Below are 15,813 nucleotides of genomic sequence, written 5' to 3'. Positions count from 1 at the left end.
GCGTATCCTGCCTGCTCCGCACCCAGAAGATCGTTCCATATGCTGAAATTCTTCCGCAAGTACAACAAGTGGATCCTGGTCATCGGCGGCGGGCTGCTGATGATCGCGTTCCTCGTTCCCCAGGCGCTCCAGCAGGTCGGACAGGCAGCGGCCGGGCGCGCCTACGCGAAGTTCGACGGCGGGGAGATCTCGCTGCAGGACGCGCAGTTCGCCGCCGGAGAGCTGCGACTGCTCACCGACATGCTGGGCCTGGACCCTCAGTCGCTGGGCATCGAGGACGAGGAGCACTGGATCCTGCTCGTCGCCGAGGCGCGCAGGGCCGGGTACGCCGGCGGCGTGAGCGACTCGCTCGCGCTGCTCGACCGCTTGGCGCGTGAGTATGCGCAGCAGTTCGTGATGCAGGCCGGCGGGCAGATCTCCATCGACCAGGCCTACGCGCAGGTGCGCTCCGAGCTCGAGCAGCGCCGCATGCAGCTGTCCGGCGGCGGCGTGTCCTCGACGCTGGATCGTGCGCTCGCGAACCTCTTCGGCGTGCAGCGTCTGCGCGCCGCGTATCTGGGGGCGCCCAAGCTCTCGTCGGCGCGCGCGCTGCGGTTCGCCGAGTCCGTGCTGGACACGGCGCGCGTGCAGGCGGCCATCGTGCCGGCGGACGCGCTGGCGTCGCAGGTCCCGGCGCCGTCGACGGCGGAGCTCGAGGCCCAGTTCGCGAAGCACCGCGATGTCGACCCGGGCGCAGAGTCCGGCAACGAGTACGGCTTCGGCTACCGCCTGCCCATCGGCGTCAAGGTCGAGTGGATCACCATCGACCCGCAGGCGTTCCTCGACACGATCACCCTCGATCCCATCGATGTGCGCAAGCGTTTCGAGGCCAACCGCGACGCGTACCCCGGCGAGTTCAGCGCCGAGCGTGCGCGCGTCCGCGACGACCTGGCGCGAGAGCGCGTGAAGGCCCTGATGCAGGAAGCCGACCAGGTCGTCCGCGCCGCGGGCCTGGCCGATGTTCGCGACATCGCCACCGACGGGCGGGGCTTCCGCACGCTGCCCGGGAACTGGCGCGAGTCGCGCACCGAGTTGACCGCGATCGCCGACCAGGTGGTCCAGCGCTTCCGCACGCAGCACAATCTCACGCTGCCCCACCCCTTCGTGGGCGTCGAGGCGGACGCGTGGCTCTCCCCTGCGGAGTTCGCGCAGCTCCCGGGCATCGGCCAGTCGTTCATTCAGGACGGCCTGCGCGTCTTCGCGCTCTCGCAGGTGCTGGGAGAGATCCGCGAACTGCAGACATCCGACGAAACGACGGCGCGTTTCCAGGTCGGCGTGCTGAACATGCCCTCCGCCGACTCGGCGGACCAGCGCCACTACTTCCGGTTCCTCGATGTGCGCCCCGCCGGCCCGCCGGCGTCGATCGACGAGGTCCGCGCTCAGGTCGAGCGCGACCTTCGTCGCCTCAGCGCGTTTGAGGTGATGAAGGAGCGTGCTGAGGGCCTGCGCGACACGCTGGTGGCGCGAGGCCCCGACGCGGCGGCCCAGATGCTCCAGCCCGGCGCCCGGTCCACGATGCTCTCGGTCTCCGACGAGCAGGCCGTGCCGCTGTTCGAGCCGATGGCGTCCGAGACGCTCCAGCGCACGCTGGCGCAGCGTTCGTTCCGCGACGCGGTGATGGGCGCCGCCCGTGCGCTCACGCCGACCGAGCCGATCGACCTGCAGCCGATGGACAGCCGGGTCCTGATCGTGCCGGTGCGCGAGGCCCTTTCCGTCGCGTTCGTCCGGATTACGGCGCGCGACCCGCTGACGCGCGAGGAGTACGAGTCTCTGCAGTCGCGGATCGTGCTGGCGGCCATGCAGCGAGAGCTGAACACCTCCGAGGACAACCCGTTCTCGCTCGAGAACCTGCGCCAGCGCCTGAACTACCGCGAGGTCGGGCGGCGCGCGTCGCGAGAGAACGCCGACAACGCCGACGCCGGGTCCTGAGTCCGGCCCGGGCGGAGCGGGCTCGCCACCGGTCGGCCGCGGCGCGGTACAAGTGGGCCCGGGGGAACTCCGCCCCCGGCGCCGTTCCCATGCCTGGGTCCCCTCTCTCCTTCGCGAGCCGACGCCCCGATGACCTTCCTGCTCGAAACCATCAAGCTGGGCCTGAAGAACCTCCGGCTGCACATCCTGCGGTCGATCCTGACGGCGCTGGGCATCATCCTGGGCGTTTCGGCGGTGATCACGATGGTGAGCATCGGCGAGGGGTCGAAGCAGCAGGCGCTGGAGCAGCTTGAACGCCTCGGGGCGCGCAACATCATCATCCGGTCGCAGAAGCCCCCCGAGACCCAGCAGGGCGGCGGCGGGAACCGGTCGTGGTCGTCGAAGTTCGGCATCACGCGCGAGGACTTCGCGGTGATCAAGGCGAACTTCCCGAACGCCGAGCACATCGTCCCCCTGAAATCCGTGGGCAGCCAGATGCTCAAGGAAGAACGCCGGCTGACGAGCCAGGCGTTCGGCGTGACGCCCGATCTCGCGCAGATCATCAACCTGCGGATGGACCGCGGGCGCTATCTGACGCAGGCAGACCTCGACGAGAACGCGACCGTCGCGGTGATCGGGCAGGAAGTGGCGAAAAAGCTCTTTCCCTTCTCCGACCCGCTGAATGACACGGTCCGCATCGACGACAAGGTGTTCACGATCGTGGGCGTCCTCGCGCCGGTCGGGCTGTCGGGCGGCGCCGGCGCGGCGCTCGTCGGGCGCGACTTGAACCTCGACATCCACATCCCCCTGACGACGGCGACCCTGGTCTTCGGCGACCTGGTGATCCGACGCGCGTCGGGGTCGCAGCAGGCCAACGAGGTGCAGATCGAGGAGATCTACATCGCCTCGCCCACGCGCGACACCGTGCTGCTCGACGCCGCCCGCGTCAACCGCATCATGAACGTGCGTCACCCGGGGCTGACCGACATCACGCTCATCGTGCCCTACGAGCTGCTCGAGTCGGCGAGGAAGACCGCGCTGACCTGGTCGCTCGTGCTCGGCGCGATCGCCGGGATCGCCCTGCTCGTGGGCGGCATCGGCATCATGAACATCATGCTCGCCAGCGTCACCGAGCGCACGCGAGAGATCGGCATCCGCCGGGCCCTGGGCGCGACGCGCAAGCACATCATCTGGCAGTTCCTCGTCGAGACCTCGGTCCTCTCGGCGATCGGCGGGCTCATCGGCGTCGGGCTGGGCATCGGGCTGTCTCTGGCGATCGGCTACGGCGTGCCGGCCCTGCCCAGCGCCCCGGTCGTGGGCAAGTTCTTCCCCCGGGATGTCACCCTCCCGACCCAGGTCACCTCCTGGTCGATCATCGTGTCCTTCGCCGTCGCGACGGCGACGGGCCTGATCTTCGGGATCTACCCGGCCAAGATGGCCGCCAAGCAGGACCCGATCGTCGCGCTGCGCCACGACTGATCCCGGCGCGTACAGTCGCCTCCCTTGAGCGACCAGAACCTTCCAGACCAGCCCACGCCGGCACTCCGCCCCGTCGAATCCGCCCCCCCCACCTCGGGAGGCCCCGGCTCGGAGCGATTCCGACGCGACCGGCTCGATTCCCCCCTCGTCAAGCCCAGCGACCTGGGCGCCGGGGTCGATCGCGCCCGCGACGCGGTGTACCACGCGATCGCGAAGCAGGTGAAAGAGTACCCCAACCTGGATATCGACGGCCTGCGCGACGAGGCGCTCGAGCCCCTCGACGCCGCCTTCGCGCACGCCGTCTACGACGCGACGATCCGTCGCTGGCTGACGCTCGAGTTCCTGATCACGCGCCACATCCGCGCCGAGTGGGACAAGCTCGAGACGAAGGTCCGCGCGGCGCTGCTGGGCGGCGCGGCCCAGATCCTCTTCCTCGACAAGGTGCCCCCTCGCGCCGCGGTGCACTCGACGGTGGAGTGGGCGAAGCGTCGCATCCGGCCCGGCGCCGGCGCGATGGTGAACGCGGTGCTGCGCCGCATCTCGGAAGACGTGCACCAGGACGAGACCGCGCGCTTCCGCGACACCTGGACGGACCGTCTCGACGAGATCCCGCTCGCCGACGGGCGTGCGCTCGTGCTGATCAACACCCCACTGCCCGAGGACGCCGCGTCGCGTCTGGCGATCGCGACGAGCCACCCGCTCTCGCTGCTGCGCTCGTGGCTCAAGCACATGCCGATGCGCGAGGTCCGCGCCCTCGCGATGCACGGGATGACCCAGCCCCCGATCATCCTGAACACGCAGCACGCGCGCGAGCCGCTGCCCCCCGACCTCACCCGCCCCCACGCCGCGCCAGGGCACCACGCGTTCCTCGGCTCGCGCGACCAGCTCCTCGCGCTGCTCGCCAGCCGGTCGGACCTGTGGGTGCAGGACCCGGCGTCGTCGCTCGCGGTGCAGAGCGTGCTCGACCTCAGCCCCTCGCTGATCATCGACGCCTGCGCCGGGCAGGGCACCAAGACGCGCCAGCTCGCGGCGGCGTTCCCCAACGCGAAGATCATCGCGACGGACACGCACGACCAGCGCCGCGAGACCCTCAAGAAGGTCTTCGCGAACAACCCGCGCGTCGAGGTCGTCGTGTACAAGCGCCTGATCGAGTACGCCGGCAAGGCCGATCTGGTGTTCCTCGACGTGCCCTGCTCGAACACCGGCGTGCTCGCGCGCCGCGTCGAGGCGAGGTACCGCTTCAACGACGAGAAGCAGACCGAGCTGACGAACATCCAGCGCCAGATCCTCGCCGACTCGATGCGCCTGGTCGCGACGACCGACTCGGGAGCGCGCCGGGGGCAGATCCTCTATTCCACCTGCTCGCTCGAGAAAGAGGAGAATGAGGAGCAGCTGGCGTGGATGGAGCGCTGGCACGCGATGAAGCCCTCTCGCATCAACCGGCGCGCCCCCCAGGGCGGGCCCGGCGACCCCCCCGAGAAGTACTCCGACGGCTCCTTCGCGGCCCTGCTGTCCTGACCGGGCCCCACGCGACGGCTACACTCTTGAGTCACCCGGTCGGCTTCGTCTCCAGAGCCCGTGCTTCACCAAACTCGTGTGGTTTCCGCGATGAATCTGACCGAGATCCTCAAGCCGACCTGCGTCAAAGTCCCGCTCGTCGCCCTCGATAAGAAGGGCGCGATCTTCGAGCTGGTCGACGCGCTCGCCCAGTCCGGTCGCGTGCTGGACGCCGAGTCGCTCAAGCAGGCGGTCTGGACCCGCGAGCAGACTCGCACCACCGGGATCGGGCACGGGCTGGCGATCCCCCACGGCAAGTGCGCCTCGGTCGCCGGGCTCGCGATGGCGATCGGCAAGCCGGCGAACCCTCTCGAGTTCGCCGCGATCGACCAGAAGCCGGTCCGCCTCATCGTCCTGCTCGCGAGCCCCCCGGACAAGACCAGCGACCACATCCAGGCGCTGGCCAAGATCAGTCGCCTCATGGCCGACGCCGAGTTCCGCGAACAGCTCTACAACGCGATGAGCGCCGACGAGATGTACTCGATGCTGGCGTCGCGCGAGCACGTCGCGTCCTGAGGGCGCCCGGCGCGCACAGGTACACTCCCGTCGTGAACCCGCCCTCCACCACGACCCCCGCGATGACCCAGCCGACCACGCCCGAGTCGCTCTCGCGCGCCGCCGCGCTCGTGGACGGGCGCCTCGACCGCTTCCTTTCGTCGATCGAACTCGCGGAATCCCTGCGCGAGGCGATCCGCTACGCGCTGCTCGGTGGCGGCAAGCGCCTGCGCCCCTGCCTGGCGCTGGAGTGCTGCGCCGCCGTCGGTGCCCCTCGCGAGGCCGCACTGCCAGCGGCGGCGGCGGTCGAGCTGATCCACGCGTTCTCGCTCGTGCACGACGACCTGCCGGCGATGGACGACGACGACCTGCGCCGGGGGCGCCCAACCCTGCACAAGGCGACCAGCGAGGCGATGGCGATCCTCGCGGGCGACGCGATGACGGTGCTCGCGTTCCGGGCCCTGACGACCGAGGGGATCGACCCGGCGCTGGCGGGCCTTCTGACTCGCGAGCTCGCCGACGCGTCGGGCGCGATGATCGTCGGGCAGGTGTACGACACGCTGGGCGGCTTGCCCGAGGGCTTGAGCGCACAGGAGCGGGTCTCGCTGATCCACCGCTGCAAAACCGGGGCACTGATCCTCGCGTCCTGCCGCATGGGCGCCATGATGGGGCTCCGGGCGGTTTCTCCTGCAGAGACGGGCCGACGGTCTGGCTCGCCAGAGGACGCTCTCGAAGCGCTGACGACCTATGGCTCGGCTGTCGGGCTGATGTTCCAGATCGTCGACGACCTGCTCGACGTCGAGCAGACGCCCGAGAATACGGGCAAGCGGACGGGCAAGGACGCGGCGGCGGGCAAGACCACCTTTCCCGGGGTGCTGGGGATCGAGGGTTCCCGGGCCGAGGTCGAGCGCCTGCACGCCCTGGCGACCTCGGCGCTGGCGCCTTTCGGGGAGCGTGCGACGGAGCTGGGGCGAATCTGCGATTTCCTTGCCGTGCGAACATCGTGAGGGCCGATTCCCTACACTCCTGTGAGGTATCGCCCCCCCGATGGAAGGCCAGGCCGACGCGATGACCAACCTGCTCGACACGATCCGCTCGCCTGCCGACCTGAAGCGCCTGCCGATCGACCAGCTCCCGACCCTCGCGGCCGAGATCCGCGCGCGCATCGTGGATCAGGTCTCGAAGACGGGCGGGCACCTCGCCCCGAACCTCGGCGTCGTCGAGCTGACGATCGCGCTGCACTATGTCTTCGACTTCGCGCACGACCGCCTGCTCTTCGATGTCGGGCACCAGTGCTATCCGCACAAGCTGCTGACCGGGCGCGCCGACCTGCTCGGGGGCCTGCGCACCAGCGCCGGCATGTCGGGCTTCCCCGACCCGCGCGAGTCGTCGTACGACCTCTTCTCGGTCGGGCACGCCGGCACCGCGATCAGCACGGGCGTGGGCATGGCCCGGGGCGACTCGCTCAACAGCGAAGCGTTTGACCCCCAGCACAACCCGAAGGGTCGTCGCGTGGTCTGCTTCGTGGGCGACGCGTCGATCGTCAACGGCGTCGCGCTCGAAGGCCTGAACAACGCCGGAACGCTGGCGCGACAGTTCCTCGTCGTCCTCAACGACAACGGGATGTCCATCAGCCACCCGCAGGGCGCGATGGCGCAGTACTTCGACCGGCTGCGCATCAACCCGCTGTACTCTGATTTCAAGCGCCAGGCGCGCAAGGTGCTCAACCGCGTGCCCGGCGGCAAGCTGGTCGAAGACGCGTACCACCGCTTCGGCGAGGCCACCAAGGCGTGGCTGGTCGCGCGCGAGCAGCACGACGGCCCGGCGTCCGGGCGCGAGGTGAACTGGTTCGAGCACTTCGGGCTGATGCACATCGGCCCGGTCGACGGGCACGACCTGCCCTCGCTCATCGAGTTCCTCGCCGAGGCGCGCGACTTCGATCGCCCGATGGTGCTCCACGTCAAGACCGTCAAGGGCAAGGGCATCCACTACGCCGAGCAGGACGCGACCACGTTCCACTCGCCCAGCGCCTTCAGCGTGAAAACCGACCCGGACGTCACCTCGAGCGACGCCGCCAGCGCCGCCGCGACGCGCGAGCTGGTCAACACCGGTTGCCGCGTCGAGCTGAAGAAGTCCGGGCGTTCGTTCACGAGCGCGTTCGGCGACGCGCTGCTGGGGATGATGGAGCGCGACGCGAAGGTCGTCGCCGCCACCGCCGCGATGCCCGACGGGACGGGTGTTTCCAAGGTGCTCAAGGCGTTCCCGGATCGCACCTGGGACACGGGCATCTGCGAGAGCCACGCGATGGACATGATGGCGGGGCTGGCGAAGACCGGGCTCAAGCCCTTCTTCGCCGTGTACTGCACGTTCCTCCAGCGCGCGTTCGACCAGGCCTTCCAGGAAGTCGCGCTGCAGGGGCTTCCCGTGCGTCTGTGCCTCGATCGCGCCGGGCTGGTTGGCGGCGACGGCGCGGTCCACCACGGCTTCTGCGATGTCGCGATCCTGCGCACCCTGCCAGGCGCGGTCGTCACCGCCGCGATCGACGAGCCCTCGCTCCTGGCGGCCCTCGAGTTCATGCGCACCTGGGAGACCGGTCTGAGCGCCGTGCGTTACCCGCGCGACAACGTGTCGGCGCTGTTCGCAAGCGAGCCCTGCCCGGCGTTCGTCGTGGGCAAGGCCCGCGCGCTGCGAGAGGTCGAGCGCCCCGACGCCGCGATCCTCGCGTTCGGCTCGCCGGCGATCGCGTCGGTCGAGGCCGCGACGCAGCTGGCCCCCGACATCCGCGTGAGCGTCTACGACGCGCGCTTCGCCAAGCCGGTCGACCGTGAGCTGATCCGCGACCTGCTGACGCGCGACATCCCGATCCTGACGGTCGAGGACCACAGCGTCGTGGGCGGGTTCGGGACGGCGGTCCTCGAGGCCGCGTCCGAGATGGGCCTCAACGCGTCGCGCGTGCGCACGCTGGGCATCCCCGACCACTGGATCTACCAGAACAGCCGCTCCTCGCAACTGGCGGAGACGGGGCTCGACGCCGCCGGCATCGCGCAGCGCGTGCGAGGGCTGCTGCTCGATCGCCCGAAGCGGGAAGAGTCCCCGGCGTCTCCGACGCCCAGGCGCAGCCCCGCCGCCGGCTGACGCCGCGTCGCGATGATCGACTACCATGCGCGCATGAGCGATCGTCGACGCGTCGTCCTCCTGGTCAACACCGACAAGCCCGACGCGCGGGAGGCCCTCCCCACGATCCGCGCGCTCCTCGCGTCGCACGCCGATCTCGTGGGCGAGTGCGAGGCCAACGCCTGCCCCGACGAGTCGCTCAAGGCCGACCTCGCGGTCGTGCTCGGGGGTGACGGGACGATCCTCGCCGCCGCCCGCTCTCTCGCCGAGCGTGCCGTTCCCCTTTTGGGCGTGAACTTCGGGAAAGTCGGCTTCCTCGCGGAGTTCGAGCCCGCGGCGCTCGTGCAGCAGGCGCCCACGCTGTTCAATCCCGGCGCGCCGCTCCCGACGCGCGACGCGGTCCTTCTCGGCGCAACCATCGAGCGCGCCGGAGGACCGCCCGAAGACCTCGGCCTGGCGCTCAACGAGTGCAGCATCGCCGCCGGCCCGCCCTTTCGCATGATCGCCCTCGACCTCTCGATCGACGGCCAGCCCGGCCCGCTCCTCCAGGGCGACGGCGTGATCGTGGCCACCCCCACCGGGTCGACGGCGTACAACATCGCCGCCGGGGGTCCGATCCTCGCCCCGACGACCCCCTGCCTGGTGGTGACCCCTGTCGCGGCCCACTCGCTCTCGTTCCGCTCGATCGTCGTGCCCCAGGACGCCGAGATCCGCATCACGGTCCGCAGAGCCAACCACCACGAATTCAACCACGGCGCCGGGACGACCCTCGTCCTCGACGGGCAGCGGATGGCCCCCCTGCGCGAAGGGGACCGGGTGCGCATCCAGATACACCCCAAGCCCTTACGCGTCGTGACCAACCGCCGGGCCAACTACTGGCAGACCCTGATCCGCAAGATGCACTGGGCGGTCGCCCCGGGCGAGCGATAGCCAGACGGCCCCGGGCGTGAAGATAGGCAATCTTGCCTCCGGGCAAAAACGCAGAAATCGCGCCTCCCCCCCTCTCCGAGCGGGAAAAGATACAGAAAGTTCATCGGTTCCCCCACGATTTGGCTTGCAGAGCGGGGGAGGACACGCTACCTTGTTGGTCAAGAGGGAAGCAACCGCCCGCCTCGGCGTGCGGTCCTCAAGGAAGGCCCTCGCGGAAACGCGAGGGAGAGACACGTCAGCGTTCATTCTCGGATTCGTCCGAGTCTGGACACCCCGGACAACTGTCCGGAGTTGAGGGAACGGACAGCAGGACCCGCTGTTCGAGAGAAACATGTCGCAGTCGGCAGCGTTGGGGAATGCTTCCGACACCCGGTGAAAGGGTCGCACCGAAAAACGCACGACGCCGTAAGGCGGAGTGTGGCAGAGACCGTGGCCGCTCACAGGCGACCACGGTCTTTTTCTTTGTCCACACCCTCGCACAACGCCCCGGCGCGTCGCACACTCGTGCCGCGTTCCCCTACCATCCCGACCCATGATCGATCTCAAACTGCTCCGCGAGGATCCGCAACGCTTCAAGGACGGCGCTCGAAAGAAGGGCGTCCCGGTCGATATCGATCGGATTCTCGACCTCGACAAGCGCCATCGCGAAGCGCTTTCCGAGCAGGAAACCCTGCGCGCTGAGCAGAACAAGCTCGCCAAGGAAGCCGGGCCGAGAATGGGCCAGCTCATGGCGGAGGGAAAGAAAGCCGACGGCGCCAGGCAAGCCGAGATCGCGCAGGAAGTCGCGCAGCTCCGGGAGCGCCCGGCCCGTCTCAAAGGCAAGATCCAGGACCTCGAACTCGTCCTCCAGGCGATCGGGCCCGAGCTGGACCGGCTGCTGCTCGAGGTGCCCCAGCCCCCCGACGACGACGTGCCCGTCGGCAAGGGCGCAGAGGACAACAAGGAGATCCGGCGCTGGAACCCGCCAGCGAAGGGCGGGCTCCCCGCGTTCGACACCTCCAAACCCTTCGAGCGCCAGCGCGGGTTCATGCCGCGAAACCACATCGATCTCATGACCATGCACGACATGGTCGACTTCGAGCGCGGCGTCAAGATCGCCGGCTCGCGCTCGTATCTGCTCAAGGGCTGGGGCGCGCGTCTCCACTTCGCGGCGCTGCGCTACGCGATGGACTTCATGTCCATGAACCACGGCTTCACGCCGATCAACGTCCCCGTCCTGGCGCGCGAAGAGGCCCTCATCGGCACCGGCTTCTTCCCGGCCGGACGCGAACAGGTCTACCGGCTCGACGAGAAGGAGCGCGGTGGGCAGGACCTCTTCCTCACCGGCACCGGCGAGGTCTCGCTTATGGCGATCCATCAGGACGAGATCCTCGATGAGTCGATGCTGCCGCTGAAGTACACCACGGTCTCGACGTGTTTCCGGCGCGAGGCCGGCGCCGCCGGTCGCGACACCGCGGGCCTGTACCGCGTCCACCAGTTCGACAAGTGCGAGCAGGTGGTGATCTGTCGCCCCGACGAGGCCGAGAGCCGCGCGTGGCACGCGAAGATGATCGGGTTCGTGGAGGAGATCCTGCAGTCGCTGCACCTGCCCTACCGCCTCCTCCAGTGCTGCACGGGCGACCTGGGCGTGAAGAACGCCGACATGATCGACATCGAGTCCTGGATGCCGGCGCGCGTGGAGTCCGGGGGCGACGAGAAGAACCCCGGCGCCTATGCCGAGACGCACAGCGCATCACGCCTGTACGACTACCAGTGCCGCCGGCTCAACATGCGCATCCGCACCGCCGACGGCAAGCCCGTGATCGCGCACTCGCTCAACAACACCGTGCTCGCCAGCCCGCGCATCCTGATCCCGCTGGTGGAGAACCACCAGCAGGCCGACGGATCCATCCTCATCCCCGAGCCGCTGCGCCCCTACCTCGGCGGCGTCGATCGCATCGGCTGAGTTGAAGAAGGCACGGGGCAAGAGGCACGAGGAGGCAAAGGGGAAGAAGGAAACCGAGGCGGCGCAGTCAAACCTCCCGGCCCCTTGTGCCTCGTGCCTGCTTCTAAAAGAAAGCGCCCGCGAGTGGTGCTCGCGGGCGCTGGTGGTTGGTGCGTGGGGCGCTGTTCGCTCGATTACTCGGCGGAGGCGAGCGACTCGGGGGCGCGTCGCCCGAAGTTGGCGAGCACGAGGTTGATGTCGGCCATGTTCACGATGCCGTCGCTGTTGGCGTCGGCGTTGAAGTCCATCTGGCCGAAGCTCTGGATGACGGCGCTGAGGTCAGCGAGGTCGACGGCGCCGTCGCGGTTGACATCGCCGGGGATGCTCTGGAAGGCGAGGCCGCCGCCGGGAGCCAGCTGCTCGATGGTGATCGCTCGCCAGGCGAGACCGAACTCGGTGTCGGCGACGGGGAGGCGGAGGAAGCGGTCATAGCGGCGCTGGTTCCACTCCACGCGCATCAGGTAGCGACCGGTGACGGGCATGCCGCCGGGGCCCTGATCGACGGACTGATCGAAGTAGATCAGTTCGGTGTTGTCCCACTCGGTCGCGGAGCGCCCGATCTGGAACGACGGGTTGCCCGACGAGTCGGCGAAGAACAGGAGGAGGTTGATGTCCTCGTACTCGAGCTGGAGCTCGGCGTCGCGGATGTTCGGGGGCAGGACCTCGGTCGAGCCCGGCGCGACGAACGGCCAGTCGATCTGCTGCGTGCGGTTCCAGGTGAGGGTGGCCGAGAAGGTGTCGCCGGCGTTGATGAGCGTGGTGATCACATAGTCGACGTAGCCGCGACCGAGTCGGGCGATGTCCCAGCCGATCGAGTCGACGGGCAGCGCGGAGCGGATGAACACCGTGTTGGGGTTCTCGAAGTCACGGAACCCGCGAGGGATGATCTGACGGATCGGCCAGTCGGCCGGGATCTCGCCGCCGGGCCCGATGTTCGGGGGCGGGAAAGGCGGGCGCAGGCTGTTGTCGTTATCGCCGAGCCCGCCGCTGGGCCCGCCGCCGAACCCGGCGCCGCCGCGATTGAGGCCGAGGCCGGGCGGGATGCGCACGTAGGGGATGCGCCGATCCGTGGTGGGCACATCCATCGTGGCGAACTGCTGGAGGACGCCCTCGGCCGCGGCGCGGCCCTGGAAGTTCTCGTGGAGCGCGACGAGGTCGAGGAGCCCGCCGCCCACCGACGCGTCGAGCGAGCGCTGCGTCGAGTCGGCGGTGAAGGGGTCGCAGGTGCCGAAGGGCTGGGCGCCGCGGTCGGGGTTGCCCTCGTAGAACTCGCCCGTGTTCGTCCAGCATGCGATGTCGGCACGCGCTCGGGACGCGGAGTTGATGACCATCGCCCTCATGGTGACCGCCGGAATGCGCGGCAGGCGGAACATGGTCGGCTGGGCGGCGTTGAGCTTCTTGTACGCGTCCTGGACGAGCGCGATCGCGCCGGCGACATAGCCGGTTGCGAAACGGGTGCTCTCGGCGAGGTCGTCGGGGGTTTCGCCGCCCGGACCGCCGCCGCCGCCGCCCTCGGGCAGCAGGTCGCAGATGTTCTCGTCGCGGACGAACGCGTTAAACGCGGTGATGTCGGGGATGCGCAGCTTGGTGCCGGGAGCGACGACGCCGACGCCGGAGCGCGCCTGCGGGATCTCCTGGAACCCGGTCGGCTCGTTGGGGTCGAACTGCGCGTAGTTGCGCGCACGCAGCGTGCCGCGACCGGACTTGAACCACTGAGCGCGGTATTCCTTGGGGCAGCTGCCGCCCATGGACATCGTGCCAGCGGGGAAATCCTGCGCACCGACGGCCAGGACGTTGTACCCCGACGCGGGCGCAAAGAGCGTGCGGTTGAAGATGAAGGTCTGGCGCTGCTGCTGGGGGACGCCGACCGCGTCGGCGCCGTCGCCCGTGGGGGCGATGACCGTGACGTCGTAGTCGAAGACGATGCCGTCAGCGACGCGAGGGAGGAAGCCCTCGCCCGCGAGGTCGCCGCCTTCCGCGATGTCGAGCACGATGACATCCGCCGTCACGACGTCGGGGCTGCCATCGCCGTTGATGTCGGGGTACGCCGAAGCGAAGCGCAGCGCCGTGGTCCGGTCGGCCATGATGAGCATCGACCGCGCGAAGCCGTTGAGGTCGGTCTCGAACTGCGGGTTGTTGTCGGCGCCGGACAGCGAAGCGGCGACCGAGGCGACGATGGCGCGTGCCTCGCCGGCGACGCCCTGGGTGGTGTCAACGAACGGGTTGAACGGGTTGAAGTCGCCGTCGCCCATCGCGGTGGCGAGCACGCCGCCCGCCTGGACCTGGAGACGGTTCTCGCCGTTGAGCTGCGTCGGATCGCCGCTGGAGCGGCCGTTCGAGTACGCGCCGGCGATGATGCCCACCAGCACGCGTGAACGCCCGGAGTTGCCCTCCTGGAAGACCACGTGATCGACCTGCGAAAGGCCCTCGCCCTCGAACCGGACCGGGGGCAGGAAGCCCGAGATCATGCCGATCACCGCGTTGCGGCCGGAGGTGGGCGCGTTCTGCCCGAGTACGGCGCTCAGGATGGGGCCCTGACCGGTGAACCAGGGGCAGAACGGGTTGACCGAACCGCCGGTCGCGCAGATGTACGCCGTGCCTTCGCCGACCGCGACCGCTGGGGCCGACAAGCCGATGGCCGCGCCAACAACCGCCGTCAGGGCGTATGCCGCGGACCGCGTGGAGACGCTCGACCTTCCGATGTCAGTTCTTCTCATGACCAATCATCCCCTCGTGTCTGGGGCTGGAACATTCGGACCCACGGCCCCGGCGCGGCCGCGACAAAGTATGGCTTCAGACCGGGCCCGGCCCGGGGGTGCGGACACCTCATGCGTCGGGCGCTCACGCGCCCTTTCAAACTCAGGGCCATTCACAGGAATTTGCCCTCGACAGAGCATAGCAGACCCGCTCCTGTCTCGCCCGCGCTCCCTCGGCGTTTCGCCGATCCTGCCAGCGTGCGCACCACCCGATACGCCACCCCTCGGGGCCGGTTCCTCCCCTTCCTCCGAGAACCACCCGCGGCCTCTCATTCAGGGCAGAAAAGCCGAAAAAAAAGCCCACCCGCCTCGTCTCCAGCGACGACCCGCCCCGCCCATCGTCGCAGGGGAGGAGTCGCCCCCCTCCACCGCTCGCCGGACTCAGTCGTCGCGAACTACGAGGGGTCGCGCACGCGGGTCCCACCCACGCACGCCCCGGATCAACCCCTCGGACGCGTCCTCGACCCGCTCCCACGGAACCAGTTTGAAGTTCTGGGTGGAGCCCGGACGCTCGTCGTCCTGGGCCACGAACACGCCGCGAGGGAACGCCGGCCCGAGTGCCGCCGCGACGACCTCGATCCCGTCCGTGCCGCTCACCTCGTCGATGGAGCCCGTTCCGCCTAGGCGGAACGAGAACAGGTGCGTGTGAGAGCTTCGCAGCCCGAAGACCGCGAAGGTGCTGTCGCCCTGGCTGGAAACGAGCAGGTAGCCCCCGTCCTCGCCGTCCATCGGGTAGACCGCCAGACCCTCGACATCGGCGACGAGCGGGTCGCGCCCGACCGCCGCCACGAGCCGGCGCGGGCGCTCGAACGGCACGCCGGGCGAGTCCTTCGCGACGCCTCGCACCAACCATGCGGGCTCGGCCTCGTACTTCCACACACCGACGCGCTCCTCGCCGACGAACAACGCGTTCGTCGACGCCGACGCGACGATGCCCTCGGTCAGCCCCCCCACCGGGAAGGCTCGCACGAGTTCCGCGTCGACCTTCCCGTCGCGCTCGAACAAACGCCACTGCTGGACGACGCCCTCCTTGTTGTTGAGGAACGCATAGAACCGCCCGGTGACGGCGCTGCGCAGGAAGCAGAAGCCATACACGCTTTCAATCCCGGTGAGAATCGGGCGCGCCGCGATGGAGCGCAGCGTGCCGTCGGTCTGATCGATCTCGTACAGGGCGATCGAGTCATCGGTGCGGTTCGTCGCCCCGGCCAGGTCGACGGTCCGGTCGCCCAGCGTGAAGCCGTAGACGACGTCCACGTTGTTCATGCGCCCGTCGGGGATGTCCTGCAGCAGGCGACCGGCGAGGTCGTACACGAGCAGTCCTCGCGTCTTGTCCGTGCCGATGATCGTGCTCCGCTCGGGGCTCGATGGGTGCACCCAGACCGCCGGGTCGTCGGCGGCGTCGCCCTCGGTCTGCACCGGCACGGTCTGCACCGTCGGCTGCACGATCCGCACGATGGAAACGGGCCCGGCGCACGCGCCGAGCGCGAAAGCGAGGGCGGTGAGCGGCGCCACGACGGAGGATCGACGAGCCATGCCGGGAGAATACCGCCG

10 protein-coding genes are annotated in these 15,813 nt (G+C 69.3%); 8 read left to right on the top strand and 2 right to left on the bottom strand.

The features are described from left to right. Positions 1-39 precede the first annotated feature (39 nt). The 8 genes from KF684_07725 to serS all read left to right on the top strand — a co-directional run bounded on the left by KF684_07725 (position 40) and on the right by serS (position 11,467). On the top strand, positions 40-1,968 hold the full coding sequence (locus tag KF684_07725; GenBank protein MBX3352809.1) for a hypothetical protein: 1,929 nt from the start codon (positions 40-42) through the stop codon (positions 1,966-1,968). 129 nt (positions 1,969-2,097) lie between these two features. Further along, entirely contained in the window at positions 2,098-3,426 is a 1,329-nt protein-coding gene (locus tag KF684_07720; protein ID MBX3352808.1) for an ABC transporter permease, read from the top strand. Positions 3,427-3,450: 24 nt separating this feature from the next. Further along, entirely contained in the window at positions 3,451-4,944 is a 1,494-nt protein-coding gene (locus KF684_07715) for a hypothetical protein (GenBank protein MBX3352807.1), read from the top strand. 90 nt (positions 4,945-5,034) lie between these two features. Beyond that, the gene (locus KF684_07710; protein MBX3352806.1) at positions 5,035-5,499 is read left to right on the top strand and encodes a PTS sugar transporter subunit IIA; all 465 of its coding nucleotides are present in this window, start codon (positions 5,035-5,037) and stop codon (positions 5,497-5,499) included. A 32-nt stretch (positions 5,500-5,531) separates the two neighbouring features. Beyond that, positions 5,532-6,485, top strand: a complete 954-nt coding sequence (locus tag KF684_07705; GenBank protein ID MBX3352805.1) for a polyprenyl synthetase family protein — start codon at positions 5,532-5,534, stop codon at positions 6,483-6,485. Positions 6,486-6,525: 40 nt separating this feature from the next. Beyond that, positions 6,526-8,613, top strand: a complete 2,088-nt coding sequence (locus KF684_07700) for a 1-deoxy-D-xylulose-5-phosphate synthase (protein ID MBX3352804.1) — start codon at positions 6,526-6,528, stop codon at positions 8,611-8,613. Between the two features lie 33 nt (positions 8,614-8,646). After that, positions 8,647-9,522, top strand: coding sequence for an NAD(+)/NADH kinase (locus KF684_07695; protein ID MBX3352803.1), 876 nt, complete (start codon positions 8,647-8,649; stop codon positions 9,520-9,522). Positions 9,523-10,054: 532 nt separating this feature from the next. Next, positions 10,055-11,467 carry a serine--tRNA ligase gene (gene serS / locus KF684_07690; GenBank protein MBX3352802.1) on the top strand — a complete coding sequence of 471 codons (1,413 nt, stop codon included), beginning with the start codon at positions 10,055-10,057 and terminating at the stop codon, positions 11,465-11,467. A gap of 173 nt (positions 11,468-11,640) precedes the next feature. On the opposite strand, the gene KF684_07685 is transcribed toward serS, so the two are convergent. Next, positions 11,641-14,223 (bottom strand): hypothetical protein, encoded by a 2,583-nt coding sequence (locus KF684_07685; GenBank protein MBX3352801.1) that lies wholly within the window; start codon positions 14,221-14,223, stop codon positions 11,641-11,643. A 420-nt stretch (positions 14,224-14,643) separates the two neighbouring features. Then, positions 14,644-15,795 (bottom strand): phytase, encoded by a 1,152-nt coding sequence (locus tag KF684_07680; GenBank protein ID MBX3352800.1) that lies wholly within the window; start codon positions 15,793-15,795, stop codon positions 14,644-14,646. Positions 15,796-15,813: the final 18 nt, after the last annotated feature.

It is taken from the genome of Phycisphaeraceae bacterium, assembly GCA_019636675.1.
GTDB lineage: Bacteria > Planctomycetota > Phycisphaerae > Phycisphaerales > UBA1924 > JAHBXC01.
Note: the sequence above shows the minus strand (reverse complement) of the source record. Positions and strands in the feature narration are given on the sequence as shown.

Bases quoted from the DNA above. Each gene is read 5' to 3' on its own strand.
- KF684_07725 (MBX3352809.1), top strand. From the start codon at position 40: ATGCTGAAATTCTTCCGCAAGTACAACAAGTGGATCCTGGTCATCGGC.
- KF684_07720 (MBX3352808.1), top strand. From the start codon at position 2,098: ATGACCTTCCTGCTCGAAACCATCAAGCTGGGCCTGAAGAACCTCCGG.
- KF684_07710 (MBX3352806.1), top strand. From the start codon at position 5,035: ATGAATCTGACCGAGATCCTCAAGCCGACCTGCGTCAAAGTCCCGCTC.
- KF684_07700 (MBX3352804.1), top strand. From the start codon at position 6,526: ATGGAAGGCCAGGCCGACGCGATGACCAACCTGCTCGACACGATCCGC.
- KF684_07695 (MBX3352803.1), top strand. From the start codon at position 8,647: ATGAGCGATCGTCGACGCGTCGTCCTCCTGGTCAACACCGACAAGCCC.
- serS (MBX3352802.1), top strand. From the start codon at position 10,055: ATGATCGATCTCAAACTGCTCCGCGAGGATCCGCAACGCTTCAAGGAC.
- KF684_07685 (MBX3352801.1), bottom strand. From the start codon at position 14,223: ATGAGAAGAACTGACATCGGAAGGTCGAGCGTCTCCACGCGGTCCGCG.
- KF684_07680 (MBX3352800.1), bottom strand. From the start codon at position 15,795: ATGGCTCGTCGATCCTCCGTCGTGGCGCCGCTCACCGCCCTCGCTTTC.